Source organism: Vibrio splendidus, assembly GCF_001557875.1.
GTDB classification, from domain to species: domain Bacteria; phylum Pseudomonadota; class Gammaproteobacteria; order Enterobacterales; family Vibrionaceae; genus Vibrio; species Vibrio splendidus_F.
Genome location: NZ_LNRF01000002.1, coordinates 48,272 through 68,662 on the forward strand (window position 1 = coordinate 48,272; position 20,391 = coordinate 68,662).

Annotated in this window: 14 protein-coding genes; 3 read left to right on the plus strand and 11 right to left on the minus strand. The window is 44.6% G+C overall.

Features of this window, described 5'->3' with window-relative positions; all coding sequences use genetic code 11:
• The first annotated feature begins 9 nt into the window (after window positions 1-9).
• A complete protein-coding gene (gnd, locus tag ATB74_RS07910; RefSeq protein ID WP_017059712.1) occupies window positions 10-1,458 on the plus strand; it encodes a decarboxylating NADP(+)-dependent phosphogluconate dehydrogenase in 1,449 nt (482 codons plus the stop codon).
• Window positions 1,459-1,590: 132 nt separating this feature from the next.
• On the opposite strand, the gene ATB74_RS07915 is transcribed toward gnd, so the two are convergent.
• Window positions 1,591-2,751, minus strand: coding sequence for an HD-GYP domain-containing protein (locus ATB74_RS07915; RefSeq protein ID WP_061017837.1), 1,161 nt, complete (start codon window positions 2,749-2,751; stop codon window positions 1,591-1,593).
• Between the two features lie 429 nt (window positions 2,752-3,180).
• Here ATB74_RS07915 and ATB74_RS07920 point away from each other — a divergent pair, with 429 nt between their 5' ends.
• Window positions 3,181-3,594 carry a VF530 family DNA-binding protein gene (locus tag ATB74_RS07920; protein WP_010438513.1) on the plus strand — a complete coding sequence of 138 codons (414 nt, stop codon included), beginning with the start codon at window positions 3,181-3,183 and terminating at the stop codon, window positions 3,592-3,594.
• 117 nt (window positions 3,595-3,711) lie between these two features.
• Here the strand turns inward: ATB74_RS07920 and ATB74_RS07925 are convergent, their stop codons facing one another.
• The 7 genes from ATB74_RS07925 to ATB74_RS07955 form a co-directional block, all read right to left on the minus strand.
• Window positions 3,712-3,903 carry a hypothetical protein gene (locus ATB74_RS07925; RefSeq protein ID WP_017059711.1) on the minus strand — a complete coding sequence of 64 codons (192 nt, stop codon included), beginning with the start codon at window positions 3,901-3,903 and terminating at the stop codon, window positions 3,712-3,714.
• A 226-nt stretch (window positions 3,904-4,129) separates the two neighbouring features.
• Window positions 4,130-4,888, minus strand: a complete 759-nt coding sequence (locus ATB74_RS07930) for a sulfite exporter TauE/SafE family protein (protein ID WP_050633441.1) — start codon at window positions 4,886-4,888, stop codon at window positions 4,130-4,132.
• Window positions 4,889-5,079: 191 nt separating this feature from the next.
• Complete coding sequence (locus ATB74_RS07935; RefSeq protein WP_061017838.1) at window positions 5,080-6,600, minus strand: tripartite tricarboxylate transporter permease; 1,521 nt, start codon at window positions 6,598-6,600, stop codon at window positions 5,080-5,082.
• A gap of 10 nt (window positions 6,601-6,610) precedes the next feature.
• Window positions 6,611-7,111 (minus strand): tripartite tricarboxylate transporter TctB family protein, encoded by a 501-nt coding sequence (locus ATB74_RS07940; RefSeq protein ID WP_041472791.1) that lies wholly within the window; start codon window positions 7,109-7,111, stop codon window positions 6,611-6,613.
• A 249-nt stretch (window positions 7,112-7,360) separates the two neighbouring features.
• Window positions 7,361-8,332, minus strand: a complete 972-nt coding sequence (locus ATB74_RS07945) for a tripartite tricarboxylate transporter substrate binding protein (RefSeq protein WP_048615086.1) — start codon at window positions 8,330-8,332, stop codon at window positions 7,361-7,363.
• A gap of 287 nt (window positions 8,333-8,619) precedes the next feature.
• Entirely contained in the window at window positions 8,620-12,315 is a 3,696-nt protein-coding gene (locus ATB74_RS07950) for a response regulator (RefSeq protein ID WP_061017840.1), read from the minus strand.
• Between the two features lie 32 nt (window positions 12,316-12,347).
• Window positions 12,348-13,391 (minus strand): response regulator, encoded by a 1,044-nt coding sequence (locus ATB74_RS07955; RefSeq protein WP_061017843.1) that lies wholly within the window; start codon window positions 13,389-13,391, stop codon window positions 12,348-12,350.
• Window positions 13,392-13,712: 321 nt separating this feature from the next.
• Here ATB74_RS07955 and ATB74_RS07960 point away from each other — a divergent pair, with 321 nt between their 5' ends.
• Window positions 13,713-14,942: a hypothetical protein gene (locus ATB74_RS07960; RefSeq protein WP_060982132.1), complete on the plus strand. Its 1,230-nt coding sequence runs from the start codon at window positions 13,713-13,715 to the stop codon at window positions 14,940-14,942.
• Between the two features lie 138 nt (window positions 14,943-15,080).
• Here the strand turns inward: ATB74_RS07960 and ATB74_RS07965 are convergent, their stop codons facing one another.
• The 3 genes from ATB74_RS07965 to icmH all read right to left on the minus strand — a co-directional run bounded on the left by ATB74_RS07965 (window position 15,081) and on the right by icmH (window position 20,390).
• On the minus strand, window positions 15,081-15,716 hold the full coding sequence (locus ATB74_RS07965) for a protein kinase domain-containing protein (RefSeq protein WP_060982131.1): 636 nt from the start codon (window positions 15,714-15,716) through the stop codon (window positions 15,081-15,083).
• 82 nt (window positions 15,717-15,798) lie between these two features.
• Window positions 15,799-19,191, minus strand: coding sequence for a type VI secretion system membrane subunit TssM (gene tssM / locus ATB74_RS07970; protein WP_061017845.1), 3,393 nt, complete (start codon window positions 19,189-19,191; stop codon window positions 15,799-15,801).
• Between the two features lie 2 nt (window positions 19,192-19,193).
• On the minus strand, window positions 19,194-20,390 hold the full coding sequence (gene icmH, locus ATB74_RS07975; RefSeq protein ID WP_061018246.1) for a type IVB secretion system protein IcmH/DotU: 1,197 nt from the start codon (window positions 20,388-20,390) through the stop codon (window positions 19,194-19,196).
• Between the last annotated feature and the right edge of the window lies 1 nt (window position 20,391).

The following is a 20,391-nucleotide window of genomic DNA, read 5'->3' on the forward strand; positions in this document are numbered from 1 at the left end:
GATAAAATAATGAAAGGTGATATCGGTGTAATTGGCCTAGCAGTAATGGGTCAGAACCTTATCCTAAACATGAACGACCACGGCTTCAAAGTTGTGGCTCATAACCGTACTGCTGCTAAAGTAGACGAGTTCCTAGAAGGCCCAGCTAAAGGTACTAACATTGTTGGTGCTTACTCTCTAGAAGAGCTAGTTGAGAAGCTAGAAGCGCCACGTAAAGTGATGCTTATGGTTCGTGCTGGTGACGTTGTAGACACGTTCATCGAAAACCTAATCCCACTTCTAGACGAAGGCGACATCATCATTGATGGTGGTAACACTAACTACCCAGACACTAACCGTCGTGTAGCGCATTGTCGTGAGAAAGGCATCCACTTCATTGGTACTGGTGTATCTGGTGGTGAAGAAGGTGCTCGTTTCGGTCCTTCAATCATGCCAGGCGGCGCGGCTGAGGCTTGGGAAGCGGTTAAGCCAATCTTCCAAGGTATCTCTGCAAAAACTGACGCTGGTGAGCCTTGTTGTGACTGGGTTGGTAACGACGGTGCTGGTCACTTCGTTAAGATGGTACACAACGGCATCGAATACGGTGACATGCAGCTTATCACAGAAGCATACCAGTTCATGAAAGATGGCCTAGGTATGTCTGCTGACGAGATGCAAGCAGTATTCGCTGACTGGAACAAGACTGAGCTAGACAGCTACCTAGTTGAAATCACTGCTGACATCCTTGGCTACAAAGATGAAGACGGTGAAGCGCTAGTTGAGAAGATCCTAGACACTGCAGGCCAAAAAGGTACGGGTAAGTGGACGGGTATTAACGCACTAGACCTAGGTATCCCACTAACTCTAATCTCTGAGTCTGTATTCTCTCGTTGCCTGTCTGCTCTTAAAGACCAACGTGTTGAAGCTGAAGCTTTGTTTGAGAAGACAATCACTCCAGTTGAAGGCGACAAGCAAGAGTGGGTTGATGCATTACGTCAAGCTCTACTGGCTTCTAAGATCATTTCTTACGCTCAAGGTTTCATGCTAATGCGTGAAGCGTCGAACGAAAACGGCTGGGACCTAAACTACGGTAACGTAGCGCTAATGTGGCGTGGTGGTTGTATCATCCGTTCTGCATTCCTAGGCAACATCCGTGATGCGTACGAAGCAAACCCAGACATCGCGTTCCTAGGTTCTGACGAGTACTTCAAAAACATCCTACAAGGCAGCCTAGTGGCATGGCGTAAAGTAGCAGCGAAATCTCTAGAGTCTGGTATCCCAATGCCATGTACGATTTCTGCGCTATCTTTCCTAGACGGTTACACAACTGCACGTCTACCAGCGAACTTGCTTCAAGCTCAACGTGACTACTTCGGTGCTCACACTTACGAGCGTACTGACCGTCCACGTGGTGAATTCTTCCACACAAACTGGACTGGTACAGGCGGCGACACTGCTTCTACAACTTACGACGTATAATCGTTAGTTAGAATCAGTTAAGAACCTTGTTGTTCTTATCAGCTGTAGACTAGAAAACAAAAGGATGCCGATTGGCATCCTTTTTTGTTGGTTCTGCAAGAGAGTCACGTAAAGTAAATTTAATACAACCCGTTAAGCGAGCGCAGCTTGTGGACTTTGCACATCACTGTATTGCTCTCGTATCGACATGAAGTAATCAAGGTTTTGCTTCAGCGCAGACACACACTCTGGATCAAACATCAGCCCAGTATGCGCTTCAATGTAGTCCATTACCTTAGATGCTGACCATGCGTGTTTGTAAGCTCGTTTACTCAGTAAAGCATCGAACACATCCGCTAGTGTGACAATTCTTGCCTCCAGTGGAATCGCTTCTCCAATGAGCGCATCTGGCAATCCCGAGCCATCAAACCGTTCATGATGGTGACGTACAATATTCTTGATGAACTGAACTTCTTCGCTACACATTGAGCTGTGGTGGGAAAGGGCAACCACGTCATCAATCATCTCTTCGCCATATATCGTGTGATTGTTCATGATGTTTCTTTCTTCTTCCGAAAAACGCTCAGTACTGAAGAGCACTTTGTCTGGGATTCGGTACTTACCAATATCGTGAAACGGGGCATACAAGCGAATGCGGTGAACGAATTGGTGGGTAATCTCATTGTTACTATGCGAAAGCGTACGTGCCAGCTGCTCGCTGTATTTTCCCATGCGAATCAGGTGCTCTTTGGTTTCAGGATCACGTGCGTGCCCCATGTTTAGGGCGATTGCTAATGAGGACTGAAAATGTCGCTGACGTTCGAAGAGTTGCACAAACAGGTTCGAAATAGCTTGAGTGAGGTACGCGATGTCGCTTTGTATTGTCTGTTTAGCAAAAAAGTCAGTGCATGATGCGTTGATGAAAACGAACCCGAGGTTACTCTCTTGGTAGTGGATTGGAGTGGTGTAGCTACTTTGGTGACCAAGCTCGAGTAGATGAGAGATTTGCTTAGTCGGATTCATCAAAGAGAGGTCATCAACAATTCTTGTTTCCAATGATTCAGCCAGACGACTCAAAGCAGAGTTGGGTTTGATCTCCTGTTCGATGTAGTGATGCTTGGCGTTTTGATACAGTGAATCTGAAACAAAATAATTCGATGCTTTATTTTCACTGCATAGCACCACGGATAGCCGAGATAATATGGGGTAGTGTTCACGAGCTAGCTGGAAGAGATCATCGACTATGGCGACGATGTCTTTGTCTTGGGCCGCTGCTCTACTGAAATTGGAGTAGTCAAACATGTGGCAAGCCAACCTTTAATTATAATTATGTCATTGTTTAATCGGGTTTTTTACCGTTTCGATATTCAATAAAACCATAGCACTGTGTTATTAAATTGTAATACTGCGTACTGAAAAACTTTAATGTCATCACTAAATATATGGTTTTTGCATACGGTTACCGTAGGTTTTGTTAAGTTGAACCAGTTTCATAACCTTTGGGGTGAAGGTTTGTTTGCAGAATGTGCTTAGTCTGTATAGCGAGCTAAGGTAGGGTGTTAAGTGACCAATTCGAAATTAATTTCAAAGATAAATAGGATAACGAGTATGCTTTATGCCATCATAAAGGCATAAATAAGGGCAATGGATGTAATGCCCAAGTGATTGAGCTAGAAATGGTCAGTGATGACGGTGTTCTAGAGTAAATTCAAGGCCTTTAGTTGCCTTGAAAAAGGTAATGTTATGACTGAAGAAGAAAGAATCGAACTGCAACAAAATAACCCGCTACACGGCTTAAAGCTTGAAACCATGATCACTGAATTAGTGGATCACTATGGTTGGGAAATTTTAGATGCGGCAATGCGTATGAACTGCTTTAACACTAAACCTACAGTGGCAAGCGCAGTTAAATACCTGAAGAAAACCGAATGGGCTCGTGAGAAGGTTGAAAACTTCTACCTTTACCGTTTCAAGCGCATGCCTAAAGCATCGGACATTGAATACCAGATGCCTCCGCGTTCACGTACATTCCGCCATGGGCTAGAGCCTCGTGAGCCAATGGAACTAACGGTTGAGTCTATCCACGCTTCTCAAGCTAAAGCTGCGTCTGCATTTAAAGAGCGCCGCGGCGGTAACGGTCGTAACTTCCGTCGTTAACAAGAAGGCGTCGTTAAATAAGGCGTCGGCGATTAGTACGCCTAATTAGATAAGCGAAAAACACAAAAGGAGCCTATGAGCTCCTTTTTTAATTCGTTCGCTTTAAACCGTAAATGGCTAAGCTTCGCGGTTCTTTCTTTGATTCTTCCAAAGATCGGTGACATAGACGATCGCACTGACCAGTAAGAATAGCGCTGACACAGAAAACAGAGCGGGCATTTTTAGGATCCACGCGAATGTGGCAGCAAGAAAAGCGACAAAGCAAATGAGTCGACTTGATGACATGACATGACCGAGTTTAGTGTTCATAACGCCTCCTAATGAAGTCTCACTTTCGACAGAAGAATTATCCCACCTTTGGCAAAATAAAGGCTAAAAAACAGTCTAAATTGTTATCAAATTTGCTAATTGAAGGACTCGTCTCACACATTTTGGCTTGGCTATTTTATAAGCAATAAAATAGCGAAATCGGTATGAGAAGGGTGTAGACTTTTTGCTTTATCTTTCCAGTTGCAAGTCTTATTAAACCGAACGTCTAGTTAGCATAGAAAAAGTAAGCGGTGATCAAAAAGCTCGCGATGATCACTGTGGTACGAACATAGTGTTGAGGGATGCGGCGAGAGATTTTTGCTGAATAATAACCACCAACCAATGTACCCAATAATACAGCCATGCCAGACGGCCAATCAATCGAACCATTGACGATAAAAAACACGATCGCTGCGAGGGAAGCACACGCGGACACGAGCAGTTTGATGCCATTCATCACGTTGATGTTGGTGTAACCAGCCAGCGCCAAGTAGCTCAATGTCACAATGCCCAAACCGGCATTAAAATAACCACCGTAGATACAGACAATCAAAAGCAATAAAGCGGAAAAGAACGCGCCTGCGCTGGTGGCGTGCTTATGTTTTGCTGTAGCTTGTTTAAGCCATTTATTGAGCGTGCCGCCAAACGTGAATAGCAAAGCAGCAAACAGCAACAGCCAAGGAACGGATTGAGTGAACAGAGCTTCTGGTGTGTGAAGTAGCAAGAAAGCCCCGATACCACCGCCAATGACACATAAAGCTATAGTCAGTTTTAGCTGCTTAGTACCAGATTGAATTTCGTGGCGCAGAGCGTAGGCTCCGCTAATGTACCCAGCACACGAAGCAAAGGTATTGGTCGCGTTGGCTGCTATTGGTGGAACCCCAGCAAACAATAGAGCAGGGAAGGTGATGAAGCTACCGCCACCCGCAATGGAGTTAAGCACACCGCCAATCACCCCTGATAAGAACAGAATCAACCAATCCATAGTTTAGAATCCAATACGTTAACTAACTGGTTACCTTACTTGAATTTGCTATGAATATCAGCGCGATGTGTGTTGTAAAGATAGGTTTGTGAGTTTGCTACCATCTTTAACCGCTGGTTTGAATTGAGGCTCTAAATGAAAAAAGGAGCCAATGGCTCCTTTCGTTGAGGTTTAGTTGATTCGGTAAAGCTTTACACTTCTACTGGCTTCGCTCTAAAACTCTTAAATAGTTTCACTAGAATCGGGCTAGACAGCACCAGTACCGCCAGAATAGTGAAGGTCATCGTAATAGGGCGTTCCCATAAGAAGTTCAGCTCACCATCGCTGATCATCAATGCACGTCTTAAGTTCTCTTCCATCAAGCCGCCCAATATGAAGCCTAACAGTAATGGTGCCAATGGGAAGTTGGCTAGCCTTAATGCTATCGCAGCCATCGCTACCAGTAGCATCACAAATACGTCCATTGTGTTGAATGACACCAAGTACACGCCAGTGATTGAAAAGAAGATAATCATTGGCAGTAGAACCGTTCTAGGTACCGCTAGCAGTTTAGAAATATAAGGGATTAAAGGTAGGTTCAAGATAACCAGTACGATGTTGCCAAAGTACATAGAGATGATGACTGACCAAAATACATCTGGTTGTTCAACGAACAAGCGAGGACCAGGCTGAATACCGTAGGCAATTAATGCACCAAGCATAATCGCAGTTGTACCAGAGCCCGGAATACCCAGCGTTAGTAGCGGAACGAATGAGCCACTTGAAGCTGCGTTGTTTGCTGATTCAGGAGCAACAAGACCACGAATGCTACCTTTACCGAACTCTTTCTGTTTGTCTTTTGGCGCTAGGCTACGCTCCATACCGTAACTTAGGAATGCCGCAATAGTGGCACCTGCGCCCGGTAGAACACCGGTAAAGAAACCGAGAATAGAAGAGCGAATCGATACTGGCGCGACTTCTTTGAACTCTTCTTTGGTGACTTTCATGCTACCAATATCAGACATCTTTTTGCTTTCTTCTGCGCTGGTGTCTTGCTCGGGTTTTAGAATACCCATCAAGGTTTCACCCAGTGCGAATGTTGCCATCGCTAATAATAGGAAGCTAAAGCCATCCATCAGATCCGTTAGGCCAAAAGTGAAACGTTCAACGCCAACCCCTTTGTCGATACCTACGGTTGATAGCATCAAACCAAGAATAGTCATCATCCACGCTTTAATTACCTGACCTGGGCCTGCAAACGCCGCTACAGCGGATAAACCTAATAGCATCAACGCAAAGTAGTCTGAAGACTGGAAGCTCAGTGACACGCTTGCTAGAGCCGGAGCGGCAATCAAAAGCATGATTGCTGAAAGCGTACCGCCAGTGAAAGAAGAGTAAGCCGCGAGAGCAAGTGCTTTACCTGCTTGACCTTTTTGAGCCATCGGGTAGCCGTCAAACGCAGTAACTACCGTTGAAGAACAACCCGGAGCATTGATTAAGATGGATGACGTTGAGCCACCAAATACAGCGCCGTAATACACACCAGCCATCAAGATTAGGCCAGAAGAAGGGTCTAGGCCGTATGTAATAGGGATCATCAACGCGATTGCTGAAATTGGACCTAACCCCGGAAGCATACCGATGAAGGTACCAACGAAACAGCCCACAATTACCATCATGATGTTCATTGGCATCACAGCGGTCGAAAGTCCTTGTAAAATTCCGTCTAACATAATGTTATCCCTACCAAAGAGTGAAGATTAAACCAGGCTCTAGGTAGATATCTAAGCCTTGAGTTAATAAAAGAAAGAACGCGATAACGAAAGGGAACGACGCGCCAAATAAAACCGCTTTGCGGCGCTCACCCAACAAGTAAAAGCCTGCAAGTAAGAAGAAGCTGGTTGCTAAAACAAAGCCAAGATAAGTCAGCCCAACACCGTACAGTGCCATTAACACCAAGAAGCCAATCAGCAGTTTCCAGTTCAGCGGCGTTGTGTCACATGTGACTTTCTTATCCGGTTGTCCTGTTATCAGCAGGATCAACGAGAGGCCAATGCCGATAAACGTCAACAGGGTAGGTAATGTTCTTGCTGTGAAGGGTTCGTACTCGTCACCGGGAAACAAAGGAATCAGCGTGGTTTGGTAGCCGTAGCACAAGCACGCCAGCATAAAGATCATGGCTCCGATGCGATCCTTCGAAAGCAAAGATTCCTTACTCAGAAATTTGGTTGGTAAGTCCGACATATCCAACTCCATTTGGGGTGGTATAGAAAAATAAAAAAACCGTACATGAGCGAGTCAATGAAATGTCTGGGATCACTAACCGAAGGTAAGCGAATTACCGTGCTTGAGCTTAGCAAGCCACTTGCGTTTACAACGAATCAGCAAGCGTTAGTAATACGTCTACGAATAAACAAAGGAGTTTGAAGTTAACTCATGTACGGCGAAACAAGGAAAGAGTATGAGGGCACAAAGACCCTCTTTGGTTGTTGGTTATTTCAAGAAACCAAGCTCACGCATTAGGTCGCCCATCTGTTTTTCTTGGTCTTCTAGGAAGGCGTAAAAATCTTTATCCGCTTTGTAGTTATCGATCCAACCGTTACGGTCACGAACCACTTGCCACTCATCGGTTTTGTACATTTTGCCAAGAGCTTCGTTCCACTCGTCGATTTTCGCTTGACTTGTACCCGGTGCAGCGAAGAAACCACGCCAGTTAGCAAATACTGTCTCGTTACCGTATTCAGTCAGTGTTGGGATGTTAGGCGCAGCGTCAAGACGCTTTGGAGCCGTCACAGCAAGCACTTTTACTTGGCCAGATTTAGACATCTCTAGTACTTCACCAAGGCCTGTTGAAAGCAGCTGTGTTTCGCCAGAAAGCAATGCCGCCATCGCTTTACCGCCAGCATCGTAGGCAATATAACGCACTTTCTTCGCATCAAAACCTTCGCCTTTGAATGCTGCAGCAACCACAAGGTGGTCCATGCTGCCACGAGCTGAACCGCCAGCAATTTTCACTTTACGTGGGTTGGTTTCGAACTCTTTAACGACGTCTTCCCAAGTGTCGTACTTAGAATCCGCAGACGCGACGATCGCACCGTAATCGGCAATGGTTGCTGCTACCGGAGTTAGGTCACGGAAAGATTGAGGGAAGATACCTGTTAGTGAACGAACAACAATAGGCGTTGAGTTCACCATTAGCGTGTCTTCTTGGCGTTGAGCCGTTTCGATTAGGTGAGCAATCGCTTTACCACCACCGCCACCAGAGAGGTTTTGAAAAGAGACATTTTCTACGATGTCTGATTTCACCAATACATCACCCGTACCACGAGCTGTCATATCCCAACCGCCACCAGCGCCGCCAGGGATTAGGAAGTGGATTTTTTCTACGTCAGCAGCAAAAGTGTTGAAAGAAAAGGTAGCTGCGATGATAGAAGCCGCAAGAGTAGGTTTCAGTGCCTTGAACATGGTTCACGTTCCTTATGTAGGGGATCTCTTCAATCGAGAGAAACTTATGTTTTATTTCCAGCTACTAAACAGATGAGTAGGATATTGCTTAGCAGATGAAGCTAAAGTTAACGTTGTGTTAATGAAATGTCTGCAATGCGGCGATATTGAGAATAAAGAACATTGGATTAATATTGTTCATAAAGTTCACGGTGACGTGTTGTGCGGAGGCGAAAAAAAAGAGAGCCATGCCAGGCTCTCTACAAAATTTGGAATGTTTGTAACGAATTCCTTTATTTGTCAGAAGCTTAATCAGACAAGGTCGATTCTTTCAATATCTCAGTTGCCTTGTCAAAATCAAACTCTTCCAACGAAACTTCCAGTCGTTTGAATTCTGAAGAGGATAATCCAATCTTAGCGCCATCTTCAATGTTAAGAATTATAGTGAGCGCATCGGTGTCATCATTAGCCGTTGCCTCCAATAATTGGCGGTAGAGTTGCTGGTCTGTAGTCGATTGTTGTTGCTGTTCAGACCTCTCTTCTGACTTGCTAGAACTGGTCGCTATTGAGTCTTTTGATACTTCAATTTGAGACAAGGCTCCGGTAAGTGATTGGCTTAGTTCGAGCGATGTGCTGATCACACTGCCTTTCAAATCGGTATCGTTTGGCTGTGCTTCTAGGTTTTCACACAACGTGTGCAGTTGTTTCGCCCCTAAATTGCCAGCCACCCCTTTCAGTGTGTGAAGATAGCGTGGTGCACTGCCACTTGCTAGCTCGCTTTGTAGCTTATCTCTGTCAGAATAGGCCTCGACAAACCGATGCAATAGCTTGATGTACAGTTGTTGATTATTGTTGGCTCTGATTAAGCCAAGCGTAATGTCTAGCCCCTCAACTTTAGAAAGCGCTGTATTAAAGGCACTATTGTCTTCTGACTCGTTAGAGCTACAGTTCACGGATTCTTCTTGGTGTGATATTGGGTTAACAAACGCAATGGGACGGGAAGGTGACACCCAACTCGCGAGAGTGGCAAACATTGAACCGACATCTATAGGTTTAGCAATAATGTCACTCATGCCACAACCGAGCGCCTTTTCCTTGTCTCGCTCCATGACATTAGCTGTCATCGCGATGATAGGTATATCTTGATCGTTGATCTGCTGACGAATGTACTCTGTTGCTTCATAACCGTCCATTACTGGCATTTGGCAATCCATCAAAATACCATCGAACGGTTGTCCGTCTGCAATGGCTTGTTGGTAAAGCTCGATCGCTAGTTTGCCATTTTCAGCTACCGAAACCTGAATTTGTTGTCCTTCTAATAGCTCAGTCGCGAGTTCTTGGTTGATCTCATTGTCTTCAACTAAGAGTAATTTGGCTCCTGCTAGTTGCTGGACGTTGGCTAACTGAGTTTGTTGTTCAAGTTCACTGCGTGAGACACGGTCTGAATCGAGCCCATAGAGTGAGACAATTGAGTCATAAAGGTGAGATGAGGTGATTGGTTTGTCAAGAATACTCGGTATGTTAAAGCCTCTTTTTTCAATCGCTTCAGCAAGCTCTTCTCGGTCGTAAGCGGTTAACATCATGATCTTAGGCGTTGTGTTTAGATGCTGCCCATTGTTGAGCTCTGCGAGTAAGTCTACGCCGTCTCTCTTAGGCATCTTCCAGTCGGAGATAACCAAATCAAATGGTTTGTTCTGAGCGTCAGCGTTATGTAACTCAACAAGAGCGTCATCGACTGATGAACTTAGTGTTGGTGTTAGCTTCAACGACTCTAGAATATCACCCATGATCAAGCGTGCGCTGGAGTTGTCATCGACGACCAACACTTTCAAGTCGTTAATTGATGCAGGCACCACCACGCGATGCTGCTGGATAGAATGACTAACGCGAGTGGCAATCGTAAATGAAAAGGTCGAGCCTTTACCAAGCTCTGTTGAGACATGAATATCACCGCCCATCAGTTGGCTTAGTTCTTTACTGATGGCGAGGCCTAAGCCTGTCCCACCGTATTTTCGTGTGGTTGAGCTATCGGCTTGAGTGAACTTGTTGAATAATTTGGCGGCTTGCTCTTGCGTCATACCAATACCACTGTCTGAGACGGCAAAGTTCAACTTTATGTCATCGCCTTGTCTTTCAGCAACTGAGATAGAGATCTTTACTTCGCCTTTCTCTGTGAATTTGACAGCATTGTTACTTAGGTTAATCAGTATTTGCCCAATTCTTAACGGATCCCCAATCAGGTTAGTCGGCACGTCTCTATCGACTTGAATGAGCAGCTCTAGGTCGCGTTCTGAGGCTCGTAAGCCAACCAAGTTAGTAATATTGTCGAGTACATTTTCAAGTTGGAAGTCCACTTTCTCAATGTCGAGTTTTCCAGCTTCAATTTTCGAGAAATCGAGAATGTCATTGATTAGGCCGAGTAGGGTATCGGAAGAGAGCTTAACTTTGTGAATGTAGTTACGCTGCGCCTTGGTTAAATCGGTTTTTAATGCTAGATAACTCATGCCGATGATGGCATTCATTGGTGTACGAATTTCGTGGCTCATGTTGGCGAGGAAGTCAGATTTGGCTTGGTTGGCGGCATCGGCTTCATCTCTTGCTGCGGCTAGACTGTGTGCGAAAGTTTCTAAAGCAGAATGCGCTTTGTTAGCGAGCAAGCCCATCAACAAAATAATCACAAAGAAAATCACACCACCGATAGCTAAATGGAGCGTTACGCTAGAAGAGTCTTTTACATTGACGCTTTCTGAAAGGTGACGTTGGGATACGAAGTCTCGAAATTCTAAGAAACTCTCGTCCATCGCCGTGAGTAGTTGGTGACCTCGCATCTGTGAACTGACTAACTCCATAAATTGCGACTCATAAACGCTGATATGCTCGTCAAAGGCAGTAATTCTTACGTTTGGTGCATACAAAGTAATAAGTCGTTGCGCGTTGCTAGATTTGGATTGCATCTCATTAATCACATGTGACACTTTGTCGGCGATGAGCTTCTGCTCCTTTGAATTTGCGAGCAGAAAATCTCGGTTGAATCGATTTGAACGGCTTAGTAGCGTGCGAATCGCCAATAGGTCTTGCCCTATGAGCAATTGGGAAGAGAGTTCTGCTTGAGATTGAGAAACGAGATGACTCAGTTCCGCGACTTGGCTCTGCTTGGCTTGATAGAGTAACCCAACCGAACGCGAAAATTCAGAACCACTTAGGGTGACTTGATTGATAAGGGATGCTCTTAACTTTTTCGAAGACGCTGGTATTCCTTGTAGCTGAACTAAGTTGGTGTAATAGCGATTTTTTGCCTTATCTACAATCTCTAAAAGTTGTTGTCCTTTGTCATCCAAAATCTGCTCTTGCAACTCCGAAATGAGCTGTGAAGCCTTTTGCATCTCAAGTTTGACCAACGAGTGAGTCTTTAGGTCGCCGTCGAGTAAATACTCTTTTTCAAGGTTTTGTATGTTAACGGCGAGAGTGGCAAGTTGACTGGTTTTTAGTGCGACGTTGGTCAGTTCTTCGTTGTTTAGTCGTAGACCGCGAATTTTCTGATTGTTTTGATTGATCGCTTGATTGTGTAGATCCCTCATCTCTCGCAATAACTCTGTCGCGGCATTGGAGCGCTCGTCCATAAGCGTTCGAGTTGATTGGTTCAACTTAACAATGTCGACATATTGCTTGAATTGAACCAAATATTCCGTGAGTAAATTTATAGGAAGGGACGCTGCATATTGGTCGGCATAATCATTAGTTAGACCCACGGTTTGTTCTGCTTCTTGATCAAAGCTAGAGATGACTTGTTCGTTGTAGTCGTTACTGAAAGATAACTCATAAACGCGGAGCTTATCGAGTGAAGTCAATAAGCGAGTACTGGAAGCGTATTGTTCGACGCCGATGAAGCGATCGTTGAGATTGATCCAAGCGCCTACCGCGACAGAAAACACAACGATGGCTGCGATCAGAAAAGAGGTTAAGATTAATTTTGAATCAGTAGCAAATCTTGAAACAGTATTCATAAAGTGCCTGTATTGATAAAGTACCAGCGAACTTAGTGTTCTTGTTCATCAGTAAAAGAGTCTTTGATAGTGAGCATTTCATCGAGCTTATTAATGAAAATAGGAACCAAGTTAGGATCAAAGTGATGGCCAGCTTGTTCTTGTATTAATTCAATTGCTTTTTCAATTGACCAAGCTTTCTTGTATGGGCGCTCGCTGGTGAGGGCATCGAATACATCTGCTATTGCAACAATACGTGCACTTAGAGGGATGTCTTCGCCTGATAGCTTATGAGGGTAGCCGCTGCCATCCCATTTCTCATGGTGATAAAGAGCGATCTCTTGGGCGAGTTTTAGCAATTTGGAGTCGTTGTCTCCGATAATATCCCCGCCAATCGTTACGTGTGTTTGCATGATTGCCCATTCATCTGCATCAAGCTTGCCAGGTTTACCTAATATGCAGTCAGGAATACCGATTTTGCCGATATCGTGCATCGGAGCTGCTTGGAATAACAACTCCACCCACTCTTCACTGACGTCTAACTGCTGAGCCAGAATCTTTGAGTAGTAACTCATTCTTACAACGTGCATTCCGGTTTCATTATCCTTGTATTCAGCGGCGCGGCCGAGCTTGCGGATTATCTCCAATCGACTCATGGCGAGAGCTTCCGTTCGCTGTCTTACCTTGCGAGACAGTGCCAAGTTTTGGTCATAGAGAGAGATATGCGTGATAACGCGAGCCTTCACAATAGGGGGGCTGACTGGTTTAGTGATGTAATCAACAGCGCCGAGTTCAAAGCCTTTCTGTTCGTCGACCACATCCGTCTTAGCTGTCACAAAGATAACGGGGATGTCAGAAGTGACAGGGTTGCTTTTAAGTCGACGACATACTTCATAACCATCCATCATTGGCATCATGATATCGAGAAGAATGAGATGAGGCTTTGGGTGAGTAGAAGCAATTTTTAGTGCTTTTTCTCCGGATGTCGCAGCCTTAATTTTAAAGTCGTCGTTCAGGATTCCTGAGAGGGTATGAATGTTGTCCGGGATGTCATCAACAACCAGAATGATCGGTTTATCTGTCGTAATTTGATTCATTTTTCGTCCCTAAAAAATTTAATCAGATTGCTATTTTTTATATTGATAAAGCGTAGTGGAATTTGGCGGAAATGCATGATTTCAAGAGGGTTAATTGTTGGTTTTGGAATCTAAAAGGAAATAATGGTGAACCTTTCTATGAATAGATATTTTATATGTTAACCTTTATTTAACAAAGAATAACTGCATGGATTGTGTAGTAGTGCGATCAAGGTTGAATAGTTCAGGTTTCAGTTAGCTAAGACCGAATGATTCTGAGGTACTTAGTCGTTCAAGTAACTTTTCAAATCTATCGTGGACTTGTTACAGGGAGAACGTACGATGCCGAATACAGGGCTGACCCTCATTCAGAAAGACATGCTATCGCTGTTTGCTAATGCTGATTTGGTGGGTGTGACTAAAGTAGATAAAGTTAAGATTGCAGTTGCCGCTGCAACAGAAGTAGACAGTTTAACCGGTACCATAACGGAGGGAGTGACAGGGAGTGGAACTAGCCTCGCTGGGATGATTGAAAATATTACCGAGCAGATCAAAGAGAAATTCTTAGATTATGCAAAGAGCATCACCAGTATCGCTATGGATGATATCAAAGCTCAAATACTGAGTATGATTCCTAGCTTGGTTAAGAAGATCTTTGCAGATTTAGCACCTGCTATTGATGATATCAAAGAGGCGGCCAGCCGAATTTACTCCGCTTTAGGTAAAGCGGTAAACAATCATAAAACTCGTCACTTGAGCTCGATGACAACCACTCGCGTGGGCGCTGATGTGATAGACAAAATCCGTGGCGAGATCCGCGCTGTTGCTATCCAAGATTCAATGATTGCACTCGCGCATGGTGGTGTGATCGCGATTAACCTAGCGAGCTCAGGTATTGGCGCAACGGTGACCAGTATTGTTAAAGCCGTACTTTCTATCTTCAATTTTTTCCGCGGCTTATACGACAAGTGGGTAATGGAACGTAAGTTTCGCAAGTTTAAGCAAGAGTGTGTGATGCTTAATCAAAAGCGAGACGTTATTGGCGCGAACTTCTTCCGTGACTGGTTCAAAATGAAGATGGAAGAGATCCCAGTGATTGCTTCCTACATGGTTTGCATGCCGTGTTACAGTTCGCCATATAACTTCTTATCTATCACAGACATTACGCCACCACCTCCGAATATGAAGACTCGTTTAACGCGAAGAATTAAGCGAAAGTTTGGTTGTAAAGTGAACACAGATCCTTCTGTTATCAAGTTGTCTTTCCAGAAGTCGACATTGAGTGCTTATGCTACGCTACAAGAAGAAGCTAAGGCGTTTATTGCTAATAGTGAAATCGCGCTAGAAAGTAATAAGCCCGGAGTGAAGCAGGTGTTGAACGCAGCGCGCGGTGAGCCTAACTTTATACCGGGAACGGATGAAAAAGCGTTCACCAAGGCAGTAAGAAAGCAGCAGGTTAAGAATTTCTTCAATGGCACAACTATCAAAGAGAGTGTAAAAGAGAGCCTTGCACCTAAAGCACTCGCAGCGACTGTTGCTGGTGGGTTGGAATCACTTTTAGTTCCCGAATAACTCTTAGTGTCCGAATACCTCTTAGTGCCCCAAAAACTTAGCCACTAAGGCTGAAAGTAAGGCTTAACGTGTTTAAAAAGAATGCAAAAAGCGGATGATTGGTCATCCGCTTTTTTCTTGTCTGCAGATATGGTCGGTTTATCTATGCTGTTTCAGTAGAACCTGATATCGACTTGGTAGTGACGCATTATCTAATAGTTCTTCTAATATGACGGCAAGTGCGAACCAATCATCAACCTTGCTTGTAACGGATTGATGCCTTGAGTATCGAGGCGTGTAGCTGTCAAAGCGAAGTACAGAGCGTTCAGTTCCTATTTTAGTGACAGAGCCAAAGTCTATGAGTTGAGCTTGCCCTTGTTCACTGATGACTACATTGGACGGCTTGAGATCACCATGAACGAATCCAAGTCTATGGACTTTGCTTATAGTGGTTTCTAGCGAGTTAATGAATTGAAAAGATGAATGATCAGTCATCTTTGAGTCGTTTAGTACCTCTAGTAGTGTTTGACCGCTGATGTGGCAAAGTACGAGAAAGTCCTGTTGGTAGTTAGAGAAGTAGTCGAGATATTTGGGCGTGATGCAGTGCACATCGGTTCTGGAATAAAGAAACTCCGCCTCTTGTTTTAGAAAGTGACGATGCTTTAGCTCTTGAGCGTATTTAATGGTCACCAGTCCCCAATTTGAGTGCTGGGCTCTGAACACTCGTGAACTTAAACGAATGAGGTCAGTGTAACCATGATCTTGGAGTACTTGCTGAAGTTGTTCATCGTTCAAATTCCTCTCATTAGAAGAGGCAAGGTCTTCGGAGAGTTGAGCTCGCCTCGATAGAGAGGCCGAGCTATTAGACGGATCGCTATTAAATTCCACTTGGCAGAGAGAACCCTGAGAAGAACCCTGGGACAAATGGGTTTGATTGCCCTTGGGTTTTGATGGTGAGCTTCACCTTGCTGTCGCCATAAACAAACTCAACTTGGGTGTCTTGTGCAGAGGTAAAGTTCACGTTTGGTTCGAATAAGCGGAACCAGCTCCATGTACCTTTCACTGTATCTTGACCTATGGTTGAGTCTTGAGCATTGAGTTGAACACCGAGTTTTTCGATAAATTTCGCGTCACCTTGCCACGACTGTTGGCTCCACAATGTTGGGCCGTGTCGGTAAGTAAAGATAGGCTTATCTGAAATGATGGAAAACTCCGTGATGTTCGGTGTCATATCGACGGCTTTTAATTGGAAATTGATCAACACATTGGACGGATCGGCCAAGAACAGGGCACTTTTGATATCGGCCGCTTTATCCATCATTGTCCAAACGTCAGGTGTGATCGACAAGCCCGTACCTGGAAGCAGTCCCGGTAAATAAGGCGCTTCGTCGCTGTCCTTTACGAATCCATTCAGGCGAGTTTGAGAGAACTTGTCGACTATGCCATTCGTAACGAAGAAGGCTTTGACATCCGCCACACTGACATCCGATTTGGACTTTCGATTGAACGGATAGAATGAAGCCAAACGCTGTTGATAAGGCAGATAAATTTCGTTCGACCACGCTGTGTTTAAGTAGTCGTGAGCCAGTGACATTACCGTTTCATTACTTTGGTGTACCACCTTGTTAACCAGCTCTTCAGCGACCGCTAAATGGCTGTCGGATAGGCTCGATAGGGACGCAATAGGGTTACCGGCTTGCAACGTGACAGACAGCGTATCAAAGGCAACTTTTTGTGGCTCTTTGGTTTCGTAAAATTTGTCTCCCCACTTTTTAGCATTGATAAACGCAGTAAGCAGGTTATCGATTGGCTTCTTACCTTGGTCGTTAGGCGATACCTGCTTTTTGTAAGCTTGGAAGCTGAGTGATATCTGACGAGCGGATTCTTTTTTATCAGGATCTTGAATCGGCATACTCGCAGGATCTTGTTTCTTGTCACCCTCTGCAGGGATTTCAAGCTCAACATAGGTGTATTTAGCGATCGTCGAGTACAAGCTGACTAATGGGTTATTGCTCGCTTCTGACAGGCTCGTTAATGCACTTTTTAGTTGCGTAGGATTAGCCACTTCTTTGACTTCGACATTACGAACTAAATCACGCCAATAGGCGATGTAATCATTCTGGTAAGTTTGCTTTAACTCACGACTGATTCGATGCAATTCCAGTGCGCTAGGGTAAGCTCCAGCGACGCCTTCATAAGACTGCAAAGCGGATTTCAGAGTCGGGGAATTCACCGATAAATCGAGTTCGTTAAAACCTGTCGGTGTATAGATATACGGAACCAAGTAGCCAGCGTAACTCGGTGAAAACTGAAGCACCGAGCCGAAGTTGTCACCTAACTCACCGCGAATATCGACGCGCTTAGCATAGGCTGTAGAGCTTTGGATGTGTTCGTATAGCAGGGTTTCAATGCCCGTTTGCGTGATGACTTTCTTCGCTAGACTTTCTAAATCATGATTCGATTTTACAGGCGTCAGGTTACGAGCAAAGATGTCATTGAGCAGCACGTCAAGCTGAGCAATGTTGACGCTATCTGCTTCACCTTGGTCTTGGAGCGTACGAATGTAGTAGTTCTTGAGTTCTTGGACGTTGGTTCTGTCTTTGCTAAACAACAGACGATAGTTGTTTAATAGAGAAAGCGTCTGAGATTGATCCTCAAGGTTTACGTACACAAACAGGTCTTTCTCTAGCGTATTCTCCATGGAAGGAATCAGGACTTGTTGTAGCTCGGTGAAATAGGCTTCTTCGACTTCTTCCTTGATGCTCGGATTTGGCATAAACGGCAGGCTGTACCAAGGCTCTGGTTGCTTGTAGAGGTTATAGATACGCTGCAGTGAGAATAGGTTGGGGATATTGTCCGCCATGTTTTCGATGTCATAAGGCGATGCCGAGATGGCTTCTTTATAACGTTCCAACATCACATCTGCTCTGGTCTCACGTTGGTTCTGGAAGTCAAAGTCGAACTTAATCACCAGCAATACCGCGGCAAGTAAACCAATCCAAGAGAGTGTGAACAGCACTTGATTGACGAGTAAGGTGTTCTCTTTGCGTTTGTTTACGCCGACCAGTTCGTGCTCAGATAGGATCACGTGAGTCATCAGGTATTGGGCAAACAACGTCTGGTTTACCGGGATTTGCTCGTTTTGTTGATAATGCTCGTGACCTACTGAGTAAGAGACAGCGCTCGCCAATAAATCTGACTGCGCTGAACTTTGTCCATCATGAGTGAAGTAAAAGCCCCGGAATTGCAGAGCATCACTAAGCTGTTCTCCTCGGTATAACCGGTTGAGGAATAACCAAAGATTCTGTTTTAATAAGCCAAACTGGAAAGGGGCACTGGCTATCGAGTTGCGATAATCTTGATTGAGTTGCCCGGCAAGCGCATTGCTCATATTCGCAATCAGTTCGCTGATTAAGTGATCATACTCATCGTTAAACCAGTCTGCATCGATCCCACCGTGTTTAGAGTAAGGAGCGGTAGCACCAAACACTTCGTCTCTTTTGGATTCATCAAACGCTGAGAAGAACTGACAAAAGTCGCTGATGCTACCCATATTCGAGATCACATTATAAATCGGTAAGCTGACCCCAAATGCTTGATTAAAAGTCTTAATGGTCGATTTAAGCTCGTCAGCTTGCTGTGTGATTTGCTCATTGTTTTCTAATAACGAGGAAACATCGGTGGTAAGCAATAAGCCATTGGCGGCTTGTCTTGGTCGCCACGCAGTTAACGACTGACATAGCGTTTTCAGATACTCAGGGTGTTGGTCTTCACCCATACTGATAGAAACCAAAATCGAGTGCTCGCTGACCCAAAATAGGATTGGGAATTCAATGTCATTGCCGAAGTCATCGAGCTTATACGCTTCATAGCCCATTTGGGTGATGATGCTTTTGTCTTTATTCGGATTCTGACTTAGTAATAGATAGATTGGCTGGTCGTAACGGCTGGTTAAGCGAGTTTTACGTTTTTGCCCACTGATCATTCGCTTGAAATGACTGGCTAGCTGCTTTTGTCGCTTCTGAATCAATTCTTTATCTAATGACTCTTCTTGTGATTTTGCGCTGCGCTTGATGAGCACCCAGTAACAAATGAAGCCGATAAGCGTGGACATAATGGCGATAGTGGTCAGCGCCCACACTAAATAAGCGTTGAGAGGTGTTAGCAGAATGACGCTAGAAGCGACGGTAAAAAAGGCGACAGTGGCTAGGGCAGAAATGCCTACTGTTTTTTTTACATTGCCTGACTTGTTTGATTTGGCATCCGGCATAATCAGTTAGACTCTTCCTTGTTTAACTCGTGTGCAGAAGTGCGAACGATAATGGCGTTTATTTGATCGTTTTCGACATACCACGCCTTGGTGCTTCTCGCTTCTTCTGAGGTGCTTGTTCTTAGTATCACTCGGTAGTACTTCTTGTAAGGAGAGATAATCGGCTCATAAGCCGAAGGTGATAGGTTCTTGATGAAAGCTTCGGCGTTTTTCTTACTTGAGAAGGTGGCGAGTTGAACCAACCAATTTGCTGTACTTGGCGTAAAGTCGTTGGTTTGTGATGCTTCTATTGCGTCCGCTTTACTGGCGTGACGAGGTGGGTTTACCAAGTCTTTATCATCGCTGATGAATACGATGTCTTTGATTTCGCCCGATAAGACGTAACGTTCGCTAAAGCTTGGCAAGAATGTGAAATCACGCGCTCTTTGCTCGTGGGTCTTGGTGTACCAAAACTCAGTTAAGCCAATGCTGGTGGTGATTAAACAGAAGAAAAACAGGCTAGTGATGAAGTAACGTTTACGCCTAGTCGGTTTCCTTACCTCTGGAAGTTTTACTTTAGTACGACAATGTACACCGCTAGCTGAGCGATATTGGCTGATGGTTTGTTCTAGCTGATGAACAAACGTTTTTAACTGTTCAGCGCCACCTTCACGATATTGGCCTTTGAATCCAATATTGATAAATAGGTAGATGATCTCTAAAAGGTCTATCAGCTTGTGGGGTTGTCTGGCGGCTTTTTCTGCAACAGAGAAGAACAGTTCGCCACCATTACGCATACCAAATAGTTCACTCAGTAGGGTTTTATTTTCCCAGCCTCGTTTCTCTCCCCATTCTGTGTAGATGATGAACTCATCAATCACCACGGCATACAAAAAGCAGAGCTTGTCGATAACCGCTATAGGGTAGGTAAGCTCAGTCGCTTGAGCCTTTATGTCGTTGATGCCTTGAATAAACTGTTCTCGGAAAATGGTTAAATCTTCTGGCTCAGACAGTGTGGATATTTTGAGTGTTTTAGTCAGCAAATCACTACTGATGTTGATCAGTAGATTCTCTGCCTTATCAAAGTGACGCAGAAACTCTTCTTGGGTGCTGGAGGAGTGTACAGCCACCAATTTAGAAAAAGCCTGGTCAGACTCTGTATTCGCAGAGCCTTTTGATGCTTTATCGATGACCAGTGTTTCTTCGTCTAAATAATCCATA